This is a genomic window from Saccharopolyspora soli, from assembly GCF_022678645.1.
Classification (GTDB): domain Bacteria; phylum Actinomycetota; class Actinomycetes; order Mycobacteriales; family Pseudonocardiaceae; genus Saccharopolyspora; species Saccharopolyspora soli.
In genome coordinates this window covers 40,395-65,386 of the sequence record NZ_JALBWV010000053.1, presented here as the reverse complement: position 1 = coordinate 65,386, position 24,992 = coordinate 40,395, and the positions used below count along the sequence as shown (strand labels likewise).

Below are 24,992 nucleotides of genomic sequence, written 5' to 3'. Positions count from 1 at the left end.
TTGGTACCGCCGCCCCGGCCTGCTCGCCGGTATCGCCCTCATCCTCATCATCGCCCTCAACATCATCTTCGGCTGACCGGCCGGACCGGCTCGACAAGGAGGTCCCCATGACGGATCAGGGTGGTTCTGGGCGCACCGCGGGTGCCTTCGACATTCGTGTGGTGATCGCGCTGCTGTTCGCCATCTACGGAGTCGTGCTCACGATCGCGGGGTTCGTGCAGCCGTCCGCCGAGGTCGACAAGGCCGCAGGGGTGAACATCAACCTCTGGGCCGGGCTCGGGATGATCGTGTTCGCGGTGGTTTTCGTGGCCTGGGCCCGATTGCGCCCGATCGTGGTGCCGGAGGATGAGCCTGCGGAGGAATCCAGCGGGCAGTAGCGGACACTCGGCGTGACGGTGTCCGCACCCTCGGGTGCGGAAACCGTCGGCTTTCCGGCGGATCCGCAGGTTCTCGTCCACAGGCCGCAATCGGCTCGCTAATGTGATCGACGTGTTCCGACCCGTGACCTTGATCGCCGCGCTGCTCAGCGTGCTGGCCGTGGCCGGTTGCACCTCGGCCGCCGGGATGGCGAAGACGACGTCGGCCAGGCGGACGGTCGAGGTGCCGCAGTACGAACTGAACAAACCGGAACTACTGGACCAGGCATTCGCGCCGGACCGGCTGCGCGGGGTCGATGTGTGCGCCACGCTGCAGACCGCCGACCTCGCCAAGTACGGCGCGCCCGCGCCGGAGTTCACCCCGGACGGTCTCGGGACCTGCGCGAACTACATGAAGGACCACAACGGCAAGGATTTCGACGTCACCCTCTACTTCGATTCCGAGATGGGCGACCCCTCCACGCACCGCATCGGCGGATTGCCCGCCGAGATCTCGGACAACGGATCCGACACCTGCTTCGCGCGGGCGGCCTACACCGGCGCCGAGCCCAGGCTGATCGCCGCGCCGCGCGGGCTGGAGGTCCAGGTGCGCGGCGAGCAGGCGGACATGTGCTCGCCAGCGGTGCAGATCTTGGCCGACGTCGTCGACATCGTGCGGACGAGACCGCCGATCAGCCCTCGCGTGTCGGGCAGCCTGGCCGGGTTCGACCCGTGCGGGATCCTCGACCCGGCCGCTGTTCGCGACGCCATGATGGGCGCGACACCGGATTCCACCGGTGGCGAAGGGCTCTACGGGTGTGAATGGTTCGGGGACAACAGCGTCGCGGTGGAGGTGAGCTTCAACGTCGGCAGCCTGCAGAGCAGTGATCAAGCACCCCTGGACCTCTCCGGGGTGATGGCCGTGGTGGTGCCCACCAACGATCCGCCCACCTGCGAGATCGAGTGGGAGCACCGCAAGAACGCCAACGCCGCCGGGGACAGCGAGTTCGTGCACGTCGAAGTGATGAACATGGACGGCATCCCGATGGATCCCTGCGCTAACGCCAGCAATCTGGCCCGGCAGGTGCGGGCCAAGCTACCGACCGCGTGACGGGTCCCGGTCGGCCACCCGATTCCGTAGGCTGCACGATGACAACCAGCGACGTAACGGTGGGAGGCCGGAGATGACGCAGACCGCCCGTGACAACGTCGAGATGTCCGACGCGGCGACTGCGAAGCCGCCGACGTTCGAATCGATCGACCCCCGCACCGGCGAAGTGGTGGGGCAGCATGCCATCCACGACGCGACCGAGGTCGGCGCGCGCGTGGCCGCGGCGCGCGAAGCCCAGTCGGCGTGGGCGGAACTCGGCTTCTCCGGCCGCAAGCAGCAGTTGGACGCGTGGCGCAAGCTGTTGGCGAAACGCCTCGACGAGTTGGCAGGCGTGATCTGCGCCGAAACCGGCAAACCGCTCGACGACGCCAGGTTGGAACTGATCCTGGTGATCGACCACCTGCACTGGGCGGCTCGCAACGCGGAGAAGGTGTTGCGCCGCCGGAAGGTCCCGGCCGGGGTGTTGATGGGCAACCAGACCGCCAGCGTCGAATACCTGCCGTTCGGGGTGGTCGGCGTGATCGGGCCGTGGAACTACCCGGCGTTCACCCCGATGGGCTCGATCGCCTACGCGTTGGCCGCGGGCAACGCCGTGGTGTTCAAACCCAGCGAGCTCACCCCGGGCGTCGGGCTGTGGCTGGCGGACAGCTTCGCGGAAGCGGTGCCCGAACACCCGGTCTTCCAATTGGTGACCGGTTTCGGGGAGACCGGCGCGGCGTTGTGCGCGTCCGGGGTGGACAAGGTCGCCTTCACCGGTTCGACTGCCACCGGCAAGCGGGTGATGGCGGCGTGCGCGGAGAACCTGACCCCGGTGCTGGTCGAGTGCGGCGGCAAGGACGCCCTGATCGTCGATGCCGACGCCGACCTGGCCGCCGCCGCGGACGCCGCGGTGTGGGGCGCGATGTCCAACGCCGGGCAGACCTGCATCGGTGTGGAACGGGTCTACGTCGTCGACGCGGTCGCGGACCGGTTCCTGGAGATGGTCACCGAACGGGCCGGGAAGCTGCGGCCGGGCGGCGAGCCCAGGGCCAACTTCGGTCCGATCACGATGCCGTCCCAGGTGGATGTGATTCGCCGCCACATCGACGACGCGCTCCGCCGCGGGGGGAGGGCGCTGGTGGGCGGCGAACACTCGGTTCGGCCGCCGTTCGTCGAGCCCGTGGTGCTCACCGATGTGCCGGAGGACTCCGTTGCGGTCACCGAGGAGACCTTCGGACCGACCATCGTGGTGCAGCGGGTTCGCGACGCCGACGACGGTGTGGCCCGCGCCAACGACTCCCGCTACGGCCTGGGGGCGGCGGTGTTCTCCAGGGCTCGCGGCGTGGAGCTGGCGCGGCAGTTGCGCTGCGGCATGGTCGCGGTGAACTCCGTGATCGCTTACGCCGGGGTACCCGCGTTGCCCTTCGGCGGTGTCGGCGACTCCGGTTTCGGTCGGATCCACGGTGCGGACGGGCTGCGCGAATTCACCCGACCGCAGTCGGTGACCCGCGCCCGGTACCGGATGCCGCTGAACCCGATGACCTTCGGGCGGTCGAAGGGCACCGTTCGACGGCTGGTGCGCTTGGTCCGGCTGGTGCGCGGGCGCTGACCCACCGGCGCTGATCCACTCGGTGCCCGCACCGGGCTTGCGCTGCGGGTGACAGGAAGGTTCCCTTGCTCTCGCACCCCCGGGCGGGCGCGGGGATGCGCGGAGGGGATTTCGCGGCCAGGTTTGATCGCGCCAGTCCCCGCATCGACGCCCGGACGTCGACGGTCGGCGCAGCAGGCAAGGAGGACCTTCGGGTGAAGAAGATCATCAACGATCCGGCGGACGTGGTCGCCGAGTCGCTGCGGGGCATGGCGGCGGCGCATCCCGAGCTGCTCCGGGTCCGCAGCGACCCTGCGGTGATCGTGCGGGCGGACGCCCCGGTGCCGGGCAAGGTGGCGGTCGTTTCCGGCGGTGGCTCCGGGCACGAGCCGTTGCACGGCGGGTTCGTCGGAGCCGGGATGCTTTCGGCGGCCGTGCCGGGTGCGGTGTTCACCTCGCCAACCCCCGACGCGGTGCAGGCGGCGGTCGATGAGACCAGCGGTGGTGCGGGCGTGCTGCTGGTGGTCAAGAACTACACCGGTGACGTGCTGAACTTCGAAACCGCGGCGGAACTGGCCGGGATCGACGGTGTCGAGGTGCGCAGCGTGATCGTGGACGACGACGTGGCGGTGAAGGACTCCACGCACACCGCGGGGCGGCGCGGAGTTGGCGGCACGGTGCTGGTGGAGAAGATCGTCGGCGCGGCCGCCGAAAGTGGCGCGGACCTGGACCGCTGCGAAGAACTGGCCAATCGGGTCGTGTCCCAGGTGCGGTCGATGGGCATGGCGTTGACGGCGCCGACGGTGCCGCACGCCGGGCAGCCCAGTTTCGACCTCGCCGCCGACGAGATGGAGATCGGCATCGGCATCCACGGCGAGCCGGGCCGCGCGCGGGTGCCGTTGACCTCGGCGGAGGACATCGTGCGGCGGCTGCTGGATCCGATCGTCGGAGATCTGCCGTTCGCCTCCGGTGACGACGTCCTGCTGTTCACCAACTCGATGGGCGGCACCCCGCTGCTGGAGCTCTACCTGGCGCACGGCATCGCCGAGCGACTGCTCGCCGAGCGGGGCATCCGCGTCCAGCGGCGGCTGGTCGGCCCGTACGTCACGAGCCTGGAGATGCAGGGCATGAGCCTGACGCTGCTGAAGCTCGACGACGAGCTCACCGAGCTCTGGGACGCGCCGGTGCACACCGCCGCGCTGCACTGGTGAGGGAGAACGCCAGATGGGTTGCACTGCACATGACGTGATCGTTGCCCTGCGGGCCGGTGCGGCGAGTGTCGCCGAGCATCGCGACGAGCTGATTCAGCTGGACCGGGAGATCGGTGACGCCGACCACGGGGAGAACATGGACCGCGGCTTCCGTGCCGTGGTATCCAAAGTGGACACGGCGGTGCCGGAGACACCGAGCGCCGTGCTGAAGTTGACCGCCACGGTTCTGATCTCCACCGTCGGTGGTGCATCCGGACCCCTGTACGGCACGGCGTTCCTGCGCGCGGCGGCGGCAGTCGCTGATGTCGACGAACTCGACGGCCCGGCGGTCGCCAAAGCGTTGCAGGCCGGGATGGAAGGCGTTGTGGCGCGCGGCCGTGCGGTCGTCGGCGACAAGACCATGGTCGATGCGCTTTCCCCGGCGGTGGAAGCCGCCAAGAACGCCGCGGACTCCGGCGAAGGACCGGCGAAAGTGCTGGCCGTCGCGGCTGAAGCAGCGCACCGGGGTGTGCAGGCGACCGAACCGCTGGTGGCCCGCAAGGGCCGCGCGTCTTACCTCGGTGAGCGCAGCGCCGGGCACATCGATCCGGGTGCGCGTTCGACCGCGTTGCTGTTGTCCGCATTCGCCGAAGCCGCGAGGTCCCGCTCATGAACGTCGGACTGGTCATCGTCTCGCACAGCGCCCGGCTCGCCGAGGGAGTCGTAGAGCTCGCCTGGCAGATGGCGCCGGACGTGCGCGTCATCGCAGCAGGTGGGCTGCTGGACGGCAGCATCGGCACGGACTTCGAGAAGGTGTCGGCCGCCCTGTCGGATGCCAACACCGGCGCTGGTGCTGTGGTGCTCTACGATCTCGGCAGCGCGCAGATGCTCGCCGAACTCGCCGTGGAGTCGCTCGGTGATCCGGGCACGGCGATCGTCGCTGACGCTCCGCTGGTGGAAGGCGCGGTCGCGGCGGCCGTCGAGGCGCAAGGCGGCGGCGACATGCAGGGTGTCGCCCGAGCCGCCGAGGCAGCGGCCGCTGGCGGCGAGCTCGTCGAGCCGGGCGAACCGAAGGCGGGGGACGAAGTCCGCCAGGAACTGGAGCTGGCCAACGAAGTCGGCCTGCACGCCCGTCCGGCGGCGCTGCTCGCGCGGAGCCTGACCGGCCTGCAGGCCAACGTCAAGATCTCGTTGGGCGGCAACGAAGCCGATGCGGCCAGTGTGCTGGGTGTGATGGGTTTGGGGGCGCGCAAGGGCGACCGGATCGTCCTGCACGCCAGCGGCCCCGATGCGCGTCAAGCCGTCGAACGCATCCTGGACCTCGCCAAACGCAACTTCGACGAGTAGCCGCCGCCGTTTCGCAGCAAGGGAACCTTCCTGCCACCCCGGACCGGAAGGTTCCCTTCTTCGCATCCGGACACCGATCGTCGCGGCCGTGATTGACAGGAAGGTTCCCTTCCTCGCGTCTGCCGCGCCGAGGCGCGTTCGACTTGGGAGTGACAGGAAGGTTCCCTTCCTCCGGTCACGGCGGTGGTGTCGGTGACTGCTGCTGGGGCTGGGCGAGGTTAGGCTGAGTCGATGTCGCCGCGTCTCCGTCACCGAGGCATGTCGCTACTGCTTCTCTGGGTACTGCTGGTGGCGGGTTGTACAACGGGGAATCCGCAGCAGCACCAAACTGGTGGCCAGCACGGCGATGCGGGTACCGCTCAGGCGTTGCTCGGTGATCTGCGCACCGTGGATCCGTGCACGCTGGCTGATCCGGCTGGCTTGCGATCATTCGGCCCGACCGAGAACGCAGGCACGGTGTCGCTGGACTACTGCCTGTTGCACGTGCGGCTCAACGATGGCTCACTGGTCCAGCTCGCGATCGGGGAACTGGCGAACGGCGATCCGAACCCGCGGGGCGATCCGGTGACCCAACGCGGTCCGATGCGGATCGTGCAGAACGCACCGCTGCCGGGGCACTGCACCCGGCAGATCCTGTTCACCGACAACATCGCGCTGCAGATCAGCGCCGACCTGTTGGCTGGCGATCCCGGTGCCGGGCTGTGTTCGATCGCCCAGTCCGGGGCCGACGCTGGCGCGAAAGCGTTGGAACAGCACCGCGTCGGCCACCGGACCTTCGCGCCGAATTCGCTGGCCTTGGTTGATCCGTGCACGCTGCTGGATTCCGCCGCCGTGCAGCAGATTCCGGGGTTGGAACAGGCACGACCCCAGTCAAGTCCGGCGCGGCACCAGTGCATGTGGGGTGAGCAGAAGGCGGATTCGCCGCGGGTGCAGTTCATGCACACCGCCGGTGATCCGCCGAAGGTGCTGCACGGCGCCGCGGTCGAGGAGTCGATAGCTGGTCGGCGCACCGTGGTCAGCGTCGTCGGCGGGGATCCGCAGGTTCCGCTGTGCTCGGCCGAGACCGGTCACATCGCGTTCGGCGATCCGGCCGCTGGGCAGGTCGAGGTGGCGCAGCTGGTGGTGGCGGTCCCCGGCATGACCGGAATCGATGCGTGCGAATACGCCCGTGGTTTGGCTGAACAAGCCTGGCCGCACCTGCCGCCCTCCGGGCCGTAGCCGGACCGTTACCGTGGTGCACGTGCCTCGACGTAACCGACCGCAGCGCCCGAAGGGGCTTACCGCGGACACCAGCCACCGCGCCGCGGGTACCGGTTTCAACATCTCCCGCGTCGAGCAGGGGTCCGACGGCGACTGGATGGTGCGCACCGTCACGGCGGCGCAGGCGACGAAGATCTACCGGTGTCCGGGCTGCGACCACGAGATCCGGACCGGCGTCGCACACGTGGTGACCTGGCCGAGCGCGGAGCACGGCAGCGTGGCGGATCGGCGCCACTGGCACACCAGTTGTTGGAACGCACGCGACCGACGCGGGCCCACGCGGCGCTGGTCGTAGTACGTCACACCATGTCGGCCATCGTTCGTGGCAGGATCGACGTGATGAGCACCGAGATCCGCGCCAACACGATGCTGCCAGCCAACCGCGAACAGATCACGCTGCACACGGCCGACGGGCTGAAGCTGATCGGTGAACTGGCCCTGCCGGAGTCCCGGCCGCCGCGGGCGACGCTGATCTGCCTGCACCCGCTGCCCACCCACGGCGGCATGATGGACTCGCACATCTACCGCAAGGCGGCTTTCCGGCTGCCCGCGCTCGCGGACATCGCGGTGCTGCGGTTCAACACGCGCGGCACGGTCAGCGAGGCCGGGCGCAGCGAGGGCAGTTTCGACGGCGGCGACACCGAGCGGTTCGACGTGGCCGCGGCGCTGGAGTTCGCCGAGTTCCAGGACCTGCCGAACGTGTGGCTGGTGGGCTGGTCGTTCGGCACCGATTTGGCACTGGTGCACGGCTTGGACCCGCTGGTGCAGGGCGCGGTGCTGATCTCGCCGCCGCTGCGTTGGAGCACCGAGGACCACCTGCGGGCCTGGGCGGAGTCCGGCAAGCCGGTGCACGCGCTGGTCCCGGAATTCGACGACTACCTGCGGCCCGACGAGGCGCGTCGGAGATTCGCGGCGATCCCGCAGGCTGAAGTGGTCGGTTTCCCCGATACCAAGCACCTCTGGGTCGGCAAAGCGGAAGCCGCGTTGGACGCGATCGTACGAGTGGTCGCGCCGGAGGTGCCGACGCCGCTGCCGCGCACCTGGGACGGCCCGTCGGAGACCCGCCAGGTCAACATCATCGACTCCTGACCGGTTCGGCGGCGCTCGCCGGTCGGATCGGCAGCGTGAGAAGCGCGAGCCCGGCGGTCACCAGGAACGTGGTCGGCAGTCCCACGCCGTCGGCGACGACGCCCAGCGCCGCCGGGCCGATGATCGTCCCGATGCCGAGGAAGAGGACGACTGCGCTGAAGCCGGTGGCGGGGTGTTCAGGGAAGATCTGGTAGCTCCATACCGCCAGCAGACCGGAGACCGCCATGAATGCGGGCCCGTAGAGCACGGCGGACAGCCCCGCTGCGGCGAACGAGCCCGGTGCGGCACCCAGCGCCAAGACCGCCGCGGCGAGCATGCTGAAAAGCAGTGCGTGCGTCCACCGCAGCCCGAGCCGTTCGATGACGGCCCCTGCGGCGAGGCCACCGATCCCCGCTGAGCCGATCAGCGTCCAGAGCAGCGCGGCGGCTGTCGGGCCGGTGGCGACGAGTTCAGCGGCGAACGTCCAGTACACCGACCCGATCAGACCGTAGGACAGCGCGGTGAGGAACAGCGGGACGGCCGCGCGGCGGAAGAACCGGGCGCGTGCATCGGGTTCCGGCCCGGCCGGATTCGCCCCACCCGGCAGCAACCGAGCATTGTGGACGGTCACGAGTACGGCGACCGCGGCGAAGAAAGCCCACGCGTACCGCCATCCGGGGCCCGTGGCGACCAAGGTCAGCGCACCGGCGGCGACGGTGCCGAATGCGGTACCGGTGGGCAGCACGGCCAGCATCCGCTCCCGCCGGGCAGCTGGAACCACCCGCGGCACGGCGTCCGAGTAGGGCGCCCACACCCAGCCTGAGCTCGTACCGGCCAGCACCAGCCCGACGACGAGCACGGCCGCGTTGGGTGCGAAGGCAACCAGCGCCATCCCGACGGCGGCCGACAACCCCGCCGTGACGATCAGCGGGCGCGGGCCGACCCGGGCGGCGAGCACTCCCACGAGGACCAACGCGATCACGTAGCCGACGTAGGTGGCGCTGCCGATCACGCCCAACAGGTCGATCGGCAGCGCGAACTCGCGTCGGATCTCTGGCAGGAAAAGGCCGTATCCGTAGCGGGCGAAGCCGAAGCTGACGCCGATCGCGGACACGCCAGCCAGCCCCAGTCGCAGCTCGGGCGAGAGTTCGTGCCGTGGTGCGTGCACGGAGATGTTTCCTTCCGCCGGTCGGTCGATGTCGCTGACCAGCTTCGATGTGGCGATCAGGGTCGACCAGTGGCGAAAACGTCGCGATCCGATAGATTTGCGCCATGGGTTCGGTGGCGAGGGACGGGCGCATCAAGGTCGTCGTGCCGGTGCTGGAGGACTGTCCGCTGTTCGAACTCGCCGTGCCGTGCGGGGTGTTCGGACCGGACCGTCGCGACCTCAGCCCGCGTTGGTACGAGCTGACCGCGTGCCAGACCGGGCCGCAGGCCCACCACGCGTCCGGCGGGTTGGTGCTGCAAGCGCCCCAAGGGCTGGAAGCGGTCGCGGAAGCCGATCTGGTGGTGGTTCCGGCCTGCGTCGTGCCGTCCTACCGGCCGCCTGCAGAGTTGCTCGACGCGCTCCGCGCGGCGCACGAGCGCGGGGCGCGGGTGGCCGCGTTGTGCTCCGGCGCGTTCATCCTGGCAGCGGCGGGCCTGCTCGACGGTCGCGCGGCCACCACGCACTGGATGTACGCCGACGAGTTGCGGCGGCGGCATCCCCGCGTCCGGGTCGACGAGCACCCGCTCTACATCGACGAAGGCGACGTCCTGACCAGCGCCGGAACCGCCGCGAGCCTCGACCTGTGCCTGCACATCGTCCGCAGCGACTTCGGCGCTGCCGCGGCGGCCGACGTCAGCCGCCGGATGGTCATCGCCCCGCACCGGGAGGGTGGCCAGGCGCAGTACATCCCGCCGGGGTCGGGCCCGGTGAGGGAAGACGGGCTCGCACCGGTGCTGGACTGGGCGCGCCAGCGGCTGCACCGGCCGTTGACGATCGCTCAACTCGCGGAGCGCGCCGGGATGAGCAACCGGACCTTCGGGCGGCGGTTCGCCGAACAGGTCGGCACGACTCCGCTCAAGTGGGTCAACCGGCAGCGCCTCGCGCGGGCGCGCGAACTCCTGGAAACCACGGACCTGACCATCGACGTCGTCGCCGAACGCAGCGGACTGGGCACGGCGAGCGGCCTGCGTCAGTACTTCCAGCGCGAACTCGCCACGACCCCGGCGTCCTACCGCCGAACCTTCCGCCGCCAGGCGCGGTGAGTGACAGGAAGGTTCCCATGCTCACGTCAGCTCGGGTACGGCTGCGGGGCGGGTAGCCGGAATACCAGCTCGGGCAGGCCATCCCGATGGCGCTGCGTGTGCAGCACGAATCCGAGCTTCTCGGCGACCCGCGCTGAAGGCGCGTTGTCCGCATCGGTCACGATCATGACAGGGTGATGCGGGCGGTTTCGCCGCGCCCACTGCAATGCGGCCTCGGCCATTTCCGTCGCGTAACCGTTGCCCCAGGCGCTGGGCCAGAACCGGTAGGCGAGGTTCAGCACGGGCTCGTCCTCTTCCACCCAGTGCCGCACACCGCCGAAGCCGATCACGTCTTCGGATCCCGCGAGCCGGATCGCCCAGTACCCGATGCCATCCGAAATCCAGCTCCGCTGGAATTTGTCGAGCAGTTCGAGGATCTGTTCCCGGGTTCCTCGGACATGGGCGTCGAACGGGTGGGTTTCCGCAGCGGTGTGCACCGCGACGAAAACATCCGTGTCGGCGGGCTGGATGCGACGCAGCACCAGCCGACGAGTGCGGACCTCTTCGGGCTCGACCACGCCCCGCACGCTACCTGCCCCGTTGTCGCCGAGCAGCCGAATTCCGCGCGGCACAGCGGCTCCGGATGACAGGAAGGTTCCCATGCTGCACATCCCCGGAGTGTGGGGTGGAGCTATGGAAACCGAGAACACTGTGCTGGTCGAACACATAGGCGCCGTGGGGATCGCGCTTTAACGTCCCGGTGCATGAGTGACAACCGGCACGCCGTCGCGTTGGACGGGCGGGTGGCCCTGGTGACCGGCGCGGGCAGCGGGATCGGCCGGGCGTGTGCGCGGACGCTCGCCGAGTCCGGAGCGAAGGTGCACGTCGTCGACGTGGATCGCGCGGCCGCTGAGCAGACCGCTGCAGAAGTCGGTGGCTGGGCGCACGTCGTCGACCTGGCTGATCCGGCGGCCGTCGACGCACTGCCCGGCGTGGTCGACGTCTTGGTCAACAACGCGGGGTTCCAGCACGTCGCCGCGCTGGCGGACTTCCCACCGGAAACCTTCAGCCGGATGCAACAGGTGATGGTGACCGCCCCGTTCCTGTTGACCCGCAAGGTGCTGCCGCACATGTGCGCCCGGCGTTGGGGACGAATCGTGCACATATCCAGCGTGCACGGCCTGCGCGCCAGCCCGTTCAAAGCAGGTTACGTGGCCGCCAAGCACGGGCTCGAAGGACTGTCCAAAGTGGTCGCTCTCGAAGCCGCCGAACACGGCGTGACGAGCAACTGCGTGAATCCCGGATACGTCGACACACCGCTGGTCCGCGACCAGATCGCCGGACAAGCCGCGGCCAACGGGATCGACGAGTCCGAAGTGGTCGAACGCGTCCTGCTGCAACGCGCCGCGCTCAAGCGGCTCATCGACCCACGCCGGGTCGCCGCACTCGTGCGCTGGCTGTGCGGGGATCACGCGGCGCATGTCACCGGCGCATCCGTACCCATGGACGGCGGCTGGACCGCAGCCTGATCCGGCCCGACACGAAGGAGTGTTCGCCTTGGCCAGCAACAGAACCGGCTCGATCGCGCGAGTCGTCGGTGCCAGCCTGATCGGCACGACCATCGAGTGGTACGACTTCTTCCTCTACGGCTCGGCCGCCGCGCTGGTGTTCAACCAGCTGTTCTTCCCGGACGCCGATCCGCTGACCGGCACCCTGCTCGCCTTCACCACCTACGCCATCGGGTTCCTGGCCCGGCCGTTGGGCGGGTTGGTGTTCGGCCACTTCGGTGACCGGGTGGGGCGCAAGAAACTGCTCGTACTGAGCCTGCTGTTGATGGGTGGATCCACCTGCGCGATGGGCGTGCTGCCCAGCTACGCCGCTGTGGGGGTGCTCGCGCCGATCCTGCTCACGTTGTTGCGGTTGGTGCAGGGCTTCGCGCTGGGCGGCGAGTGGGGCGGCGCGGTGCTGATCGTGTCCGAGCACGGCGACGACCGCCGTCGCGGGCTTTGGGCGTCCTGGCCGCAGTGCGGGGCACCCGGCGGCAACCTGCTGGCCACCGCCGTGCTGGCGGTGCTCGCCGCCACGCAGTCCGAGGAGGCGTTCCTGGCGTGGGGCTGGCGGATTCCGTTCCTGCTCTCCGGTGTGCTCGTGGTGATCGGTCTGTGGATCAGGCTCGCGGTCAGCGAGTCGCCGGTTTTCCTGGCCGCGCAGGCGAAGGCCGAGCAGCGCGAGGAGACGAAGAACGTCCCGGCGGTGGCGGTGTTCCGGTCGCACTGGCGCGAGGTGCTGGTCACCATCGGCGCGCGGATGGCCGACAACGTGTCGTACTACGTGATCACCGCGTTCATCCTGGTCTACGTCACCGGACCGCTGGAACTGCCGAAGTCCGTCGGGTTGAACGCGGTGTTGATCGGCTCGGCGGTGCATTTCGCGACGATCCCGCTGTGGGGTGCGCTGTCCGATCGCGTCGGGCGCAAGCCGGTCTACCTGTTCGGCACGGTCGCGATGGCAGCCTGGGGTTTCGCGTTCTTCGCCCTGCTGGACAGCAGGTCGGCCGTGGTGATCACGGCGGCGACGACGGTGGGATTGCTGCTGCACGGCGCGATGTACGGGCCGCAGGCGGCGTTCTTCGCCGAGCAGTTCGCGACCAAGGTGCGCTACACCGGTCTTTCGGTGGGCGGACAGCTGTCCTCGATCGCGGCTGGCGCGCTCGCACCGATCATCGCCGTGGCACTGCTGCAGAACTTCGGCAACACCGTCCCGGTTTCGATCTACATCCTCGCGATGTGCGCGTTGACCTTTGTCGCGGTCGTGCTGGCGCGCGAGACAGCGGGCAGTTCACTGCACGACGACGCGCCGGAAGGCCACCTGGCGGTGACAAGATGAGCGGGTGAACGACGACGTGGTCCGGCTGCTCGATCTGCTCGCCAGCGGCGCGAGCAGCGAGCAGTTGGCGCACGTCGCGGTCGAGAACCCGAGGCTGGCCAAAGCCACCGCGCTGGCGTTGCGCATCCAAGCCACGCTCAGCGCGCACCGCCGCCGCGAGGCCGAGCTGAGCGCGCTGTTCGACACCGCCAGCGACCTGGCCCGGCTGCGCGACACCGACGCGGTGCTGCGGTCGATCGTGCGGCGGGCCCGCATGTTGCTGGGCGTGGACGTTTCCTACCTCAGCCTCAACGACGAGGCCGCCGGGCGCACCTACATGCGGGTCACCGACGGATCGTTCTCGGCGCTGTTCCAGAAGGTGACGCTCGGGATGGGCGAAGGACTGGGCGGGTTGGTCGCGCAAACCGCTCAGCCGTATGCGACCCGCGACTACTTCGGTGACGAGCGGTTCCAGCACACCCGTCCGATCGACTCGGCGGTCCGCGATGAAGGGCTGACCGCCATCCTGGGCGTGCCGCTGGCGCTCGGCGACAAGGTCATCGGCGTGCTTTACGCCTCGGACCGCACGCGTCGGGAGTTCACCCCGGACGAGATCGCGTTGCTGTCCTCGCTGGCCGACCACGCCGCGATCGCGCTGGACAACGCCGCTCTGCTGGAAGAGATCAGCGCGCACAGCGCCGCGCTGCACCGCGCGGAGGAAGCCCACGACCGGTTGATGGACCTGGTGCTGCGCGGCGGCGATGTGCCCGAGGTGGCCGCGGCAGTGGCTGATGTGCTGCACGGTGCGATCGGGATGTTCGACGCGGACGGCACCGCGCTGACCAATGCCGCGCCGCTCGCGCCCCCAGCGGAGGCCGTCGCCACCTCGCGTGCCGCAGGTCGCGCAGTGTCCACATCGGATGGTTGGGTGTGCGCGGTGCAGGCCGGGCCGGAACTGCTGGGCAGCATCGTGCTGGCCGGTCGGGCGGACCTGGTCGACGCCGACCGGCGGCTGTTCGAGCGGGCGGCGGTGGTCACCGCGCTGCTGCTGATGCTGCGCCGATCCGTGGCCAAGGCGGAGGACGAGGTGCGCGGCGAACTGCTCACCGACCTGCTGACCGCACCGGACCGCAATCCCGGTGCGCTGCTCGCCCGCGCCGAACGACTCGGACTGGACCTCGTCGAACCGCACGCGGTGCTCATCGCGCACGCCGCCGAGGTGCCTCGCACCAGGCTGGCGCTGGCGGCGGGGCGATGCGCGGCACTTGCTGGAATACACGCCGAGGAGGTCGTCCTCCTGGTTCCGGCGGGCGAGCCGGGACCACTGGCGTCCCGGATCGCCGAAGCGCTGCGGTCCGCTGTGGACGGTCCGGTCACCGTTGGTGCGGCTGGTCCCGCACGCGGTCCGCAGCAGATCGCCGAAGCGCACGCCGAAGCCGCCCGTTGCCTGCGGGCCCTTCTCGCGCTTGGTCGGATCGGGGAAGGCGCTTCGATGGCCGAACTCGGTTTTCTCGGCGTACTGCTGGGTGAGCAGTCCGACCTGAGCGGTTTCGTGCGCCGAACGATCGGTCCGGTGCTCGACTACGACGCCCGGCGCGGGACCGAACTGGTCCGCACGTTGCACGCCTACTTCGCCGCTGGTGGAAACCTCACCCGCGCCAAAGACGCGCTGCACGTGCACGTCAACACGGTCGTGCAGCGGCTCGACCGGATCGGATCGCTGCTCGGTGCCGCCTGGCAGACCCCGGACCGAGCCCTGGAGATCCAACTCGCACTGCGCCTGCACACCTTGCGAGATCCGGCCTGAGCACTGCGCTCGTATCGGTCGACGCCTGTTGGCGCGGCCTGCGAGCAGATTCGAAACTTCGACTATGACTGGGCGCGATTGTGGGTGCTGGAGGACAACGATGCCGCCGGTCTTTCCATTACGGCGGATGGTCGTCAGGGCAAGCGGCGTGAGCCGCTTCCGCCACCCGCACTGCTGCGCAAACCGATTCGCCAAGAACCGGGATTTCACTCATGAGCACGTATTGCCGGTCGCGTCCGCCGATGGGCTGCCGTCTAGCCAGTCTTCGAGCTCGCTGATCGCTGTGCGGAAGCACGGGGCCAGCGGGCGCAGCCGGTCCGGGAATTCGTCGACCAAGCCGTCGGTGTGGTTGCCGTTCTCGATCCGGTGGTAGCGGTGCAGGTCGGTCCTACCCGACTCGGCGACCATCCGCGCGTAGACGTCGGAATCCCGGCTGATCGGCAGCAGCGTGTCGAGGGTGCCGTGCAGCGTGATCAGCGGCTTGCCGATCCGGCCGGTGAGCGCGATCCGCTCGACCGCGCGGTGCACTTCGGCAGGGCGTTCAGCGTATTCGTAATCAGCGTCGCAGCCCTCGGTTCCGCTGGCGCAGAACGGGATTCCGGCCAGCCGGTCGCCGTCGTATCCGGGATCGAGCTCTTCGCGGTAGATCCGCTGAGTCAGATCCCAGTAGACGCGGTAGTGGTAGTCCCACAGGAACTGCGAGTCCGGCGCGAACCCAGCTGCCGAGATCGCTGACTCGTCCCCGGCGGGGAAGGCGCGCAGTGCGGGTGGCAGGAAGGTCAGCAGGTTGTCCTGCTGGGTCCACAACGTTCCTTCCCAGTCGACTCCGCCGTCGTAGAGCCAAGGCCGGTTCTCCAGTTGCCAGCGCACCAGGTAGCCGCCGTTGGAAAGCCCCGCGGCGAGCGTCCGGGACGGGGGTCGACCGTAGTACCGCGCGGCGGTGAGCTTGGCGGCGATGGTCAGTTGGGTGACTCGCTGGTTCCACTCGACGAGCGCATCCCCAGGTCGGTCGCCGTCGGTGAAGAACTCCGCACCGGTGTTGCCCTTGTCGGTCGCGGCGAAGGCATAACCGGCCGCCAAGACCTGGTCGGCGATCGCGCGATCGTTGGCGTACTGCCTGCGGTTGCCGGGAGTTCCGGTGACGACCAAGCCACCGTTCCACTGCCGCGGCAGACGCAACACGAACTGGGCATCGTGGTTCCAGCCGTGATGGGTGTTGGTCGTGGAGGTGTCCGAGAAGTACCCGTCGATCTGGATGCCCGGCACCTCGCCGGGCGCGGGCAGGTCCTCGGCGGTCAGGCCCGCCCAATCGGCCTGCACCGTGTGCCTGGAGTTGAGCGTGCCGGTCGTGGTCAGGTCATCGAGGCAGGCCGATTCCTGATGCGCGGCACCGGGAACTCGCACTGCGGGGCGGCAATCGGCCGGTTGCGCGGTGGATTCGGCCGGAACGAGCAACGCGCTGGTGAGCAGCGCAGCGGACAGCGCGGCGATTCGGCTGGGCACGGGGCACCTCCTTGTGCTCGCCGTGACGGTAGGACATGTCAGGTCGATCGAATATGTGGATCCGACACACAAAATGGGTCCGAGGTGTATTGCTGTCCACTGTGGAAGTGGTTGCACCATGTCCCTACCTTGTGTGGCACAAGCCACAAGGAGGTGGTCTGAGTGCGAATCTTCTCGCTGGTCGCGGCCGTGCTGCTGGCCATGTTAGCCGTCGCCCCGGCGGCGTCGGCGGCCGAAATCCGCGAAGTGACCGGGTTCGGCACGAATCCGGGCGCGCTGCGGATGTTCGAGTACGTACCGGACGGTCTGCCACAAGGACGACCCGTTGTCGTCGCCATGCACGGCTGCACCCAGGACGCAGCTGGCTACGGAACCGGCGCGGGGTGGGTGGAGTTGGCCGAGCGCGCGGCGTTCACGCTCGTGCTGCCACAACAGGAATCGGTGAACAACGCCAGCCGGTGCTTCAACTGGTTCCAACCCGGCGACACCACGCGCGGCCAAGGTGAAGCCGCGTCGATCGCGCAAATGGTCCAACGCGCGATCACCGACACCGGGGCGGACCCGTCCAGGGTTTACGTCACCGGCCTGTCGGCGGGCGGCGCGATGACCTCGGTGCTGCTCGGTGCCTACCCGGAGATGTTCGCAGGCGGGGGCGTCGTGGCCGGCGTGCCGTTCGGCTGCGCGGCGAGCATGCTGGAGGCGTTCACGTGCATGAATCCCGGCAAGAACCTGACACCGGCGCAATGGGGCGACAAGGTGCGTGCCGCCGGTTCGCACCAGGGGCCCTGGCCGACGTTGAGCATCTGGCACGGCACTGCGGACTACACGGTGGCGTACGCGAACCAGCGCGAACTGGTCGAGCAGTGGACCAACGTGCACGGCATCCCGGACACCCCGTCGGCGACTGACACCGTCGCTGGCTACCCGCACGCGGTCTACCGCGACGGCACCGGACGAACCCTGGTCGAAACGTTCTCGATCACCGGAATGGGGCACGGTCAACCGATCGACCCGGGCACCGCCGACGGCCAGTGCGGCCGGGCAGGCGCATACCTGCTGGACGTCAACATCTGCGCCGCCTGGCACCTGACCCAATCCTGGTCCCTGGGCTCCGCCAGCAGTTGACAGGAAGGTTCCCCTCCACACTTCCAACGGCGCCGGAGTGACAGGAAGGTTCCCTTCCTCGCGGCAGGCGCAGTGCCTTCGGCCGGGTGGTGACAGGAAGGTTCCCTTCCTCGCGGTTCGGGAACACCTGGGCGTGGTGCGGTGACAGGAAGGTTCCCTTGCTCGCGCCGCCCGGCCTGTTGGGGCGCAGTTGGTGGGGGGTTCCGGCAGGATGGGGCCGTGCACTACATCGAATCGGGAGTCGGAACACCGCTGGTGCTGCTGCACGCGTTCCCGGTGGACGCGCGGATGTGGAACCCGGTGCGGGCCAGGTTGGACGAACAAGTGCGGGTGATCACCCCGGACCAGCGCGGGCTCGGCGAGAGCGCATTGGACGGCTCGTCGGCTCGCGGCCTGGCGGAGCCGGTTGACAGCCGCCCGGCGACCGAGCGCCCGAGCATCGATGTCGCCGCCGCCGACATCATCGCCCTGCTGGATCGGCTGGAACTGCCGCAGGTCGTCCTGGGCGGGTGCTCGATGGGCGGGTACGTCGCGATGGCGGTGTTGCGGGCGGCGCCCGAGCGGGTCGCGGGCCTGCTGCTCGTGGACACGAAGGCCGTCGCGGACAACGACGAGCAGCGTGCCAACCGCTTCAAAGTCGCGGATCGAGCTGAACGCGATGGCACGAGCGGTTGGCTCGCCGAGACCATGCTGCCCAATCTGCTCGGCCGCACAACGCACGAACGGCGCCCAGCGGTCGTCGCCGCGGTACGGGAGTTGATCGACGCGCAGCCGCCGGATGGTGTCGCATGGGCGCAACGGGCGATGGCGGGACGCCCCGACAGCACCGGCACACTGCGTTCCTTCCCCGGCCCAGCGCTGGTCGTCGTTGGTGCGGAGGACACCCTGACTCCGCCGGAGAACGCGCGCGATCTCGCGACTGCCCTGCCGGAGGCCGAACTCGTGACACTGCCCGACACCGGTCACCTTGCGTCGATGGAGTCGCCAGCTGCTTTCGCCGACGCCACCAGCTCCTGGCTTTCCCGCATCGGCTGACCGACTTGGCCGAGTGCCAGCAGCGGAGGCCGCAGAGGTGCGCGCGAGGACGCCGGTATCGCCGGTGACACGTTCAGAACTGCACTAGAACGAGACTTTCGCAACGAGCGCTACGGAATGCGAAGTCCTGCGGTTGACCACCAATGACCTGGACAACCGCGCAGTCTACGCATGCGGCACGGGGCCAACTTCCGTCCTGTTTGGACGCCTCCCGGCGCCACCTCCGGGACTACTCGTCGTCCTTCTCCTCGATGGCCCGCTCCGGGGACTTCTCCAGGTCTGCTTCGGTTCTTCTGAGCTCCTCGGCCAGCTCGCTGGGTAACACGAAGTACCGCCCGGTCTTCCGGTTGGTCCGCGACCTGTCGTCATCGCCGGTTGGATCCGCCATTGACCCGGTCCTTTCCGTAGGTGCGGGCGCGAAATGCCCGCGGTGACCCTGCCCGTAGGGACACGGAAAGCCCACGGCGATGACGACGACGTGCACTGGCCAGGCGGAACGTCAAGCGGTCGCGATGTACTCCTGGATCTCGGTCACCATCCCGGCCGGGTCTTCCGGACAGGCCAGGGTCACCTCGCGGTTGGCCCCGAGCGTGCGGTACCCGTTGTCCTCGATCCACCGCGCCAGCGCCTGGTACGTGGGCAAGCAGTCGTCCATCGAACCCCGATGCACGATCGTCGCTGCCTTCTCGACGGCGGGCAGATCCACCACTGCGAAGTCGAACGCGGCGTTCGGCTCGACGTTGACCGGCAACCCGGCGTGCACGATCACGCTCTCACCGTCACCGCTGTCCTCGTAGTACGCGGTCGCCGGGCCGACCGGCATCACCCCGGCGCGGTCCAACGCCGCGCAGAGATCTGCGTAGCAGCCGCGGACCACCGGGCCGATCGACTGCGGATCCATGATCTTGGCCGTACCGGTGAGCTCGGCGACCCGCAACGCCGGGATCGACTTGATCGTGACGTCTTCGCTGGGCATGGTTCCCTCGGTTTCGATCATCCGGAGCCGCGCCTGGACCTGCGCCAACCGAGCCGTGTCGGCCGCGATCTGGGTTTCCAGCTCCGCCTGCCGCAGTTTGAGCATGCCGCGCAGCTGCTCGGCGGTGACGTCCTCGTCGAGGATCCGCTGCACCTGGTACAGGGTGAAACCCAGCTCTTTCACCGCGACGATCCGGTTGAGCCGGGCGAACTGGGCCGCGGTGTAGGCGCGGTGCCCGGTCGACTGGTTGACGTGGGCTGGCCGCAGCAGTCCGATGGCGTCGTAGTGGCGCAACATTCGAACCGACACCCGACCGTGCCTGGCGAAGTCTCCGATGCTGAACATGACTCCTCCAGCTGTACGACCTCACACCGTGTCAGGTGCAACCGAGGTGTTCAGGCCCAGTGGTCGAGCGGCATGGGGCCGCGGTTGAGCACGGTGCGGATGGCGAAGGTGCTGCGGGCGTCGGTGACCGGTTCGATGGCGAGGATCTGGTCGAGCAGCAGTTGCTCGTAGGCGGCGAGGCTGGGCACCACGGCTTCGACCAGGAAATCGGCCTCGCCGGAGACGACGTAGCAGGCGACGACGGCCGGGATCGCGGTCAGCGCCGACTCGATCAGGCGCGAAGTCTCCCTGGAGTGCTGGACGACCTTGAGTGAGATGAAGACGGTCAGCCCCAGCCCGATGCGCTCCCGGTCGAGCTCGGCCCGGTACCCGGCGATGATGCCGTCGGCTTCCAACGTCTTGGTGCGCCGCAGGCAGGAGGAGGGGGAGAGCGAGACGGCCTCGGCGAGGTCGACGTTGGGGATCCGCCCGTTGTCCTGCAGCTTCCGCAGGATGGCTCGATCTGTCCTGTCCCAATTGTGTTCCGGCATTCTCAACACCTTAGCGGGGATTTGGGAGAATTATATTGCGCGATGCTGGACCACAGCGGCCACATTTGCCATCGCGTGCCGGTCCGATTCGCGCACTCTTGCGGCATGTCGAACGCATCCCCGCAAGCACTGTCGAGCACTCGCGGTGCGGCGATGTACATCGGAGCGCTCCTCGGCCCCAGCCTGTTGCTGCTTCCAGGGTTGGCCGCCGAAATCGCTGGACCAGCGTCGATCCTCGCCTGGGTCGGGCTGCTGGCCCTCTCCGGACTGCTGGCCTGGGTGTTCACCGCTTTCGGCACGCGCCTCGGCGGCGGAGCCGGAGTAGCTGGTTACGCCGCTGCCGGACTCGGCGCTCGCGCCGGGCGCGCGGTCGGTTGGTGCTTCCTCGCCGGAGTGATCTTGGGCGCCCCGGTCGTGTGCTTGATCGGCGGCACCTATGTCGCGGCGCTGCTCGGCGGCGGCCCAACCATGAGCCTGGTAGCCGCCGCAGTGCTGTTGGCCCTGGTCATCGCACTCACCTTGGGCGGTGCTCGGAGCACCACCGCTGTGCAGCTGGGACTGGTCGCGATCCTCGTCGTGCTGGTCGCGGTTGCTGTGATCGGCTCGGCACCGGCGGCTCGGGCCGCGAACTGGACGCCGTTCGCGCCGCACGGTTGGGCGTCGATCGGTTTGGCGGGTTCGGTGCTGATGCTGTCGTTCGTCGGTTGGGAAGCGATCGCGCCGCTGGTCGGTCGGCTGCGCAACCCGCGCACCCAACTGCCGCGCGTCATCGGTGTGGCGTTCGCGGTGACAGCGGTCATCTACCTCGCGTTGTCGACCGCTACGATCTCGGCCCTTGGTGCGCGGGCAGCCAGCAGTGTTCCGCTCGCCGACTTGCTGCGGGTGGCCGTCGGCGCGGCTGGACCAGTCGCCGCCACGATCGCTGCGGTGGCACTGACCCTCGCCGCCACCAACGCGTACCTGTCCGGCGCGGCGGCGCTGGCCGCTGAGCTGCGGATGTCCCGACGAGCCGCCGATCCGGGCCCGGCGTGGTGGTTGCAGCTGGCCATCATCGGTGCGGGAGTGCTGCTGCTCGGTGGTGCGGCGGCGGGTGTCGTGAACACCGCGCAATTGGTAGCGATCCCCACCACGTTGTTCCTGACCGTGTACCTCGGTTGCACCGCGGCGGGCGTGCGCGTCCTAAGTGGACCGGCGCGCATCGCGGCGGCGGTGGCCTGCTCGGCGGTACTCGGTGTGCTCGCGTTCAGCGGCTGGGCACTGCTGATCGCAATGCTGACCGCGCTCGGCGCGTATACCTGGCGCCCCGAGGTAACCCCACGACCCGCCACCGCCAGCAACGACAGTGCCGTCGACGCCCCGACACCGTGACCCCAGCGGATCCAGCGCCCATCCACCAGTCGTTTTCACGCATCGCGCACTTTCGGCACGCCGCTCGGCCCGTTGTGCACGTGCGCCCGAAACAAGTCCGATGCCAGCGGAACTCGCGCGACCGTCACCTGGCCGGTCGGCGGTCAGCGGCGTTGCTGCTGCTTGGCGATGTCGACGCGGGTTGCGCTGTGCGAGCGCTGCTGGCCCTTGTTGCTGCCCTTGTCGTCGGGTACCGGCAGCTGGATGCGGCGGGTCGGCTCGTCGAGCGAGCTGTGTCCGCGGGCCGCGTCGCGGTGGATCTGCTCCGTCGGACCGTCGTCGACGGCCCCGCCGTCTCCGCCCGGCCCCTTCGCCTGCTTCGCGGGCTGTCCGCCGTTCGGCTTCGCCTGCTTCGCGGCGGGCTTCGCCGCCGCCGCTTCGGGCTTCGCGGCCTGCGGCGACTTCGTCTCCTCGGCCGACGGCTCGTCTTCGGTGTCGCGACCGTCGCGGGCTAGGGCCGCTTCGGCGTCCTTGCGGGCTTGTTCGCGGGCTTCCACCGCCGCTTCGCGAAGTTTTTCCTCTTCGGCGTCTTCCTGGTCGAGGCGTTCCAGCAGCGGAGTGGTCTGGCCGAGCATTTCGGCGGCGTCGCGGAGTTTCTTGGCCACCGCATCGCGCAGTTCGGTCAGCGAGTGGACGTGCTCATCCGCCTTGCTCAGACGCCGCTGGACTTCTTCGGTGGTCGAATCGAGGCGGCGTCGGGAGTCCTCGCGGGCTGCCGCGAGCAGGCGCTTGCTCTCGCGGGTCGCGTCGTCGATGAGGCGGGTGGCCTCCTCGGTGCACTCGCGGATCATCCGGTCCGTCTTCTCGGTCGCTTCCCGGACCAGCCGGTCGGCTTCCTGCTTGCTCTCCCGCACCCGCAGTTCCGCGGCCTCGGTGCTCTCCCGTTCGCGCTGCTGGGCGGCTTCGGTGGATTCGCGGGTGAGCTGCTCGGCTTTCGTGGTGGCCTCGTTGACCAGCCGGTTCGTTTGTTCGGTGGCTTCGCGGACCCGGCGGTGCGCTTCGTTGGTGCCTTCCCGCAGGCGGCGGTTGGCTTCCTCGGTGGCCTCGCGGACGCGGCGCTCGGCGTCGGACTTGCTGGTGGCCTCCTGCTCGGCGAGGGTGCGCATGGCTTCGCTGCGGCGCGCGGCCATGGCGATCTCGAAGTCCTCTTCGACTTGGGCCCGGCGAGCCTCGGATTCCTGGTCGGCGCGTTTGCGGTTCTCCTCCGCTTCGCGGGTGATCCGCTCGGCTTCGGCCTTGGCCTTGTCCATCAGCGAGCGGTGTTCGGTTTCCATCTCGCTGCGCCGGGTGTCGACTTCGGAGATCAGCCGCTCGTAGCGGGTGCGCAGGTTGGTGGCCTCGACTTCGGAGCGCCTGCGGATCTGGGCCGCGTCGTTCTCGGCGCGAGCCCGGATGTCGTTGGCTTCGTCCTGGGCCAGACGGAGCATCCGCTGCAGGCGTTCGCTGAGTCCTTCCAATGTGGTCGGCGGCTTGGCCAGCCGGTCGACCTGGCCGCGCAGGTTCTCGATCTCGGAGCGGGCCGCCTCCAGTTGCTTGGACAGGTCGCCTGCCTGGGAGACCGCGGCATCGCGATCCGCGGTGAGGATGCGGATGTCTGCGTCGAGCCGCTCTAGGTGTTCATCGACCTGGGCGCGGTCGTAGCCGTTCTTGCGAGCGAGGTCGAATCCCGATCCCAATGGCAGCAAGTCGCGGTCGTCGGCAAGGCCCATGACCACCAAGCTACCTGGAAGACGACGTTGTTGTGGGAGGTGTGGCGCGTATCCGCCGGATTTTCCGCACCTGCGGCAACGTCGCCGATCGACAGCGGCCGGACGCCCGCGCCCGGCGTGTCGGCGGCTGCGACGAGCTGGACGAGGAGAGTGACGGACCGGACAGAAGTTCTCGGCGCCAAAACTTGACCGGCTGGCCAACCAAGAGTGAACATGTAAGTGTTCAAGTCGGGTTCAGTGGAGGTGATCGACGTGGCCGAGAGGTCGAGCGGTACGACTGCGAAACCGTGGATCCGCTGGCAGGACTGGGTTGCTGTGGTGCTGGGCGCGTACCTGATCCTCGCGACGTTGTGGACGTCGACGAATGGTGCGGCGATGTCGGCGATGATCGTGCTGGGTGCGCTGCTGGTGATCGCGAGCGTGTGGTCGCTGGCCATGCCGGGTTCGATGACCAGCGAATACAGCCACATGCTGCTCGGTGTGCTGCTGTTCATCTCGCCGTGGGTCCTCGGCTACACCGAGCTCATGGGCGCCTCGTGGACCTCGTGGGTCGTGGGCGTGCTGGCCGTGGTCGCCGGTGCCGCCGCGTTGCCCGAGGCCAACGCCGCCCATCGGGGGGTGGCTGGCCAGCACTGACGGGTGTGCGGGTCGGTTCGCGCAGGTGAGATCGCCCAGCGGAACCTCAGACGCCGCCTCGGCGGCGGGCAGTCCGCGCCAGACGACGTCTGAGCACCCGCGGTCATGAGCGGTGACACGACCAAAACCACTCACGAATGCGACATGAGCGCGGTCCGGCGGTAACGTCCGGGCCGCGCGCTTTTGGTCAACTCGCCCGGTGGAGCACACCGGCCGGACGTGGGAGGTCGGTTCAATGGCGCAGGCACCGGGGAAGCGCGGCGCCCGCAAGCGGCTGTCCACTTCGGAACTGGTCGTTGAGGCGGAGCCGGGCGATCCGGGCGCTTCCGCGCGGGAGCGCATCCTGGCCGCGGCCGGTGAGCTTTTCGCCGAGCACGGCTTCAACGCCACACCCACCTCCCGGATCGCCGAGCGGGCCGAGGTCCCCAAAGGGCTCATCCACTACTACTTCCGGCGCAAGCAGGACCTGCTGACCGCGCTGGTCGACGGGCTGCCGGACGAACGCGTGGCGTCCGATCGGATCGCCGTGCGCGGCGACGTCGCGGGCAGCCTGCGTCGGCTGGTCGGTGAACTCGACGCGCGGTTGGAGTCGTCGTTGCTGCTCAGCCACCTGCTGTGGCGGGAGGCCGACACGCACGTCGCGGTGCGGGAGGCGCTGCAACGGAGGTTCCGCGCGGTGGCGGAGCAGATTCGCCTGGTGATCGAACTGGCGCTGCCGCCGGGGCCGGTCAGCAGCGACATCGACACCGCGGCCCTGCTGCTGGCCCGGGTGGTCAACCACCGGCACTCGGTGGCCCGGCACGGCGCGCACGACGACGAACTCGACCGCGAGATCAGCTTCATCGCCCGTGCGCTGGAACTCGGCGTCGGCAAACCGCGAAAGGTCAAGCCAGCCTGACGGTCCGGCCGCGGTTTCGAAGCTGCTT

At 69.0% G+C, this 24,992-nt stretch carries 25 protein-coding genes; 18 read left to right on the top strand and 7 right to left on the bottom strand.

The annotated features are described in order from the left end of the window. Window positions 1–107: 107 nt before the first annotated feature. The 9 genes from MOQ72_RS32175 to MOQ72_RS32135 all read left to right on the top strand — a co-directional run bounded on the left by MOQ72_RS32175 (window position 108) and on the right by MOQ72_RS32135 (window position 7,920). Window positions 108–377, top strand: coding sequence for a hypothetical protein (locus tag MOQ72_RS32175; RefSeq protein WP_242189514.1), 270 nt, complete (start codon window positions 108–110; stop codon window positions 375–377). A gap of 112 nt (window positions 378–489) precedes the next feature. Further along, complete coding sequence (locus tag MOQ72_RS45345; RefSeq protein WP_242189513.1) at window positions 490–1,467, top strand: DUF3558 family protein; 978 nt, start codon at window positions 490–492, stop codon at window positions 1,465–1,467. 73 nt (window positions 1,468–1,540) lie between these two features. Then, window positions 1,541–3,055 carry an aldehyde dehydrogenase family protein gene (locus tag MOQ72_RS32165; RefSeq protein ID WP_242189512.1) on the top strand — a complete coding sequence of 505 codons (1,515 nt, stop codon included), beginning with the start codon at window positions 1,541–1,543 and terminating at the stop codon, window positions 3,053–3,055. A gap of 194 nt (window positions 3,056–3,249) precedes the next feature. Next, window positions 3,250–4,245, top strand: a complete 996-nt coding sequence (gene dhaK / locus MOQ72_RS32160; protein WP_242189511.1) for a dihydroxyacetone kinase subunit DhaK — start codon at window positions 3,250–3,252, stop codon at window positions 4,243–4,245. A gap of 13 nt (window positions 4,246–4,258) precedes the next feature. Further along, entirely contained in the window at window positions 4,259–4,897 is a 639-nt protein-coding gene (gene dhaL / locus MOQ72_RS32155) for a dihydroxyacetone kinase subunit DhaL (RefSeq protein WP_242189510.1), read from the top strand. Continuing rightward, entirely contained in the window at window positions 4,894–5,571 is a 678-nt protein-coding gene (dhaM, locus tag MOQ72_RS32150; protein ID WP_242189509.1) for a dihydroxyacetone kinase phosphoryl donor subunit DhaM, read from the top strand. The genes dhaL and dhaM overlap by 4 nt, the downstream gene beginning before the upstream one ends. Before the next feature lie 231 nt (window positions 5,572–5,802). Further along, the gene (locus tag MOQ72_RS32145) at window positions 5,803–6,789 is read left to right on the top strand and encodes a DUF3558 family protein (protein ID WP_242189508.1); all 987 of its coding nucleotides are present in this window, start codon (window positions 5,803–5,805) and stop codon (window positions 6,787–6,789) included. Window positions 6,790–6,892: 103 nt separating this feature from the next. Next, window positions 6,893–7,126 (top strand): Rv1322 family protein, encoded by a 234-nt coding sequence (locus MOQ72_RS32140; RefSeq protein ID WP_242189522.1) that lies wholly within the window; start codon window positions 6,893–6,895, stop codon window positions 7,124–7,126. A gap of 44 nt (window positions 7,127–7,170) precedes the next feature. After that, window positions 7,171–7,920 carry an alpha/beta hydrolase gene (locus MOQ72_RS32135; RefSeq protein ID WP_242189507.1) on the top strand — a complete coding sequence of 250 codons (750 nt, stop codon included), beginning with the start codon at window positions 7,171–7,173 and terminating at the stop codon, window positions 7,918–7,920. Here the strand turns inward: MOQ72_RS32135 and MOQ72_RS32130 are convergent. Continuing rightward, complete coding sequence (locus MOQ72_RS32130; RefSeq protein WP_242189506.1) at window positions 7,907–9,067, bottom strand: MFS transporter; 1,161 nt, start codon at window positions 9,065–9,067, stop codon at window positions 7,907–7,909. The genes MOQ72_RS32135 and MOQ72_RS32130 overlap by 14 nt on opposite strands. A 104-nt stretch (window positions 9,068–9,171) precedes the next feature. Between MOQ72_RS32130 and MOQ72_RS32125 the strand changes: the two genes are divergently transcribed. Continuing rightward, window positions 9,172–10,149 (top strand): GlxA family transcriptional regulator, encoded by a 978-nt coding sequence (locus MOQ72_RS32125; RefSeq protein ID WP_242189505.1) that lies wholly within the window; start codon window positions 9,172–9,174, stop codon window positions 10,147–10,149. A 26-nt stretch (window positions 10,150–10,175) separates the two neighbouring features. Here the strand turns inward: MOQ72_RS32125 and MOQ72_RS32120 are convergent, their stop codons facing one another. Then, complete coding sequence (locus tag MOQ72_RS32120) at window positions 10,176–10,790, bottom strand: GNAT family N-acetyltransferase (RefSeq protein WP_242189504.1); 615 nt, start codon at window positions 10,788–10,790, stop codon at window positions 10,176–10,178. A 102-nt stretch (window positions 10,791–10,892) separates the two neighbouring features. On the opposite strand from MOQ72_RS32120, the gene MOQ72_RS32115 reads away from it, so the two are divergent. From MOQ72_RS32115 to MOQ72_RS32105, 3 genes are read left to right on the top strand one after another with little or no spacing between them, the layout of a single operon-like run. Beyond that, window positions 10,893–11,657: a 3-hydroxybutyrate dehydrogenase gene (locus MOQ72_RS32115; RefSeq protein ID WP_242189503.1), complete on the top strand. Its 765-nt coding sequence runs from the start codon at window positions 10,893–10,895 to the stop codon at window positions 11,655–11,657. Between the two features lie 28 nt (window positions 11,658–11,685). Beyond that, the gene (locus tag MOQ72_RS32110; RefSeq protein WP_242189502.1) at window positions 11,686–13,014 is read left to right on the top strand and encodes an MFS transporter; all 1,329 of its coding nucleotides are present in this window, start codon (window positions 11,686–11,688) and stop codon (window positions 13,012–13,014) included. A gap of 4 nt (window positions 13,015–13,018) precedes the next feature. Then, complete coding sequence (locus tag MOQ72_RS32105) at window positions 13,019–14,800, top strand: helix-turn-helix domain-containing protein (protein ID WP_242189501.1); 1,782 nt, start codon at window positions 13,019–13,021, stop codon at window positions 14,798–14,800. 210 nt (window positions 14,801–15,010) lie between these two features. Here MOQ72_RS32105 and MOQ72_RS32100 read toward each other — a convergent pair whose 3' ends face one another. Next, window positions 15,011–16,303: a 3-hydroxybutyrate oligomer hydrolase family protein gene (locus MOQ72_RS32100; RefSeq protein WP_372495595.1), complete on the bottom strand. Its 1,293-nt coding sequence runs from the start codon at window positions 16,301–16,303 to the stop codon at window positions 15,011–15,013. Window positions 16,304–16,504: 201 nt separating this feature from the next. Here MOQ72_RS32100 and MOQ72_RS32095 point away from each other — a divergent pair, with 201 nt between their 5' ends. After that, entirely contained in the window at window positions 16,505–17,428 is a 924-nt protein-coding gene (locus tag MOQ72_RS32095; protein WP_242189520.1) for an extracellular catalytic domain type 1 short-chain-length polyhydroxyalkanoate depolymerase, read from the top strand. 219 nt (window positions 17,429–17,647) lie between these two features. After that, a complete protein-coding gene (locus MOQ72_RS32090; RefSeq protein WP_242189500.1) occupies window positions 17,648–18,463 on the top strand; it encodes an alpha/beta fold hydrolase in 816 nt (271 codons plus the stop codon). Window positions 18,464–18,692: 229 nt separating this feature from the next. On the opposite strand, the gene MOQ72_RS32085 is transcribed toward MOQ72_RS32090, so the two are convergent. The 3 genes from MOQ72_RS32085 to MOQ72_RS32075 form a co-directional block, all read right to left on the bottom strand. Further along, window positions 18,693–18,851: a hypothetical protein gene (locus tag MOQ72_RS32085; protein WP_242189499.1), complete on the bottom strand. Its 159-nt coding sequence runs from the start codon at window positions 18,849–18,851 to the stop codon at window positions 18,693–18,695. A gap of 111 nt (window positions 18,852–18,962) precedes the next feature. Continuing rightward, the gene (locus MOQ72_RS32080) at window positions 18,963–19,784 is read right to left on the bottom strand and encodes a MerR family transcriptional regulator (protein WP_242189498.1); all 822 of its coding nucleotides are present in this window, start codon (window positions 19,782–19,784) and stop codon (window positions 18,963–18,965) included. 50 nt (window positions 19,785–19,834) lie between these two features. After that, window positions 19,835–20,314 (bottom strand): Lrp/AsnC family transcriptional regulator, encoded by a 480-nt coding sequence (locus tag MOQ72_RS32075; protein ID WP_242189497.1) that lies wholly within the window; start codon window positions 20,312–20,314, stop codon window positions 19,835–19,837. A 105-nt stretch (window positions 20,315–20,419) separates the two neighbouring features. Here MOQ72_RS32075 and MOQ72_RS32070 point away from each other — a divergent pair, with 105 nt between their 5' ends. Next, window positions 20,420–21,682 (top strand): amino acid permease, encoded by a 1,263-nt coding sequence (locus tag MOQ72_RS32070; RefSeq protein WP_242189496.1) that lies wholly within the window; start codon window positions 20,420–20,422, stop codon window positions 21,680–21,682. Window positions 21,683–21,825: 143 nt separating this feature from the next. Here MOQ72_RS32070 and MOQ72_RS32065 read toward each other — a convergent pair whose 3' ends face one another. Further along, on the bottom strand, window positions 21,826–23,430 hold the full coding sequence (locus tag MOQ72_RS32065; protein ID WP_242189495.1) for a coiled-coil domain-containing protein: 1,605 nt from the start codon (window positions 23,428–23,430) through the stop codon (window positions 21,826–21,828). Between the two features lie 237 nt (window positions 23,431–23,667). Between MOQ72_RS32065 and MOQ72_RS32060 the strand changes: the two genes are divergently transcribed. Then, complete coding sequence (locus tag MOQ72_RS32060; RefSeq protein WP_242189519.1) at window positions 23,668–24,066, top strand: SPW repeat domain-containing protein; 399 nt, start codon at window positions 23,668–23,670, stop codon at window positions 24,064–24,066. 235 nt (window positions 24,067–24,301) lie between these two features. Beyond that, window positions 24,302–24,964 carry a TetR/AcrR family transcriptional regulator gene (locus MOQ72_RS32055; RefSeq protein WP_242189494.1) on the top strand — a complete coding sequence of 221 codons (663 nt, stop codon included), beginning with the start codon at window positions 24,302–24,304 and terminating at the stop codon, window positions 24,962–24,964. Window positions 24,965–24,992: the final 28 nt, after the last annotated feature.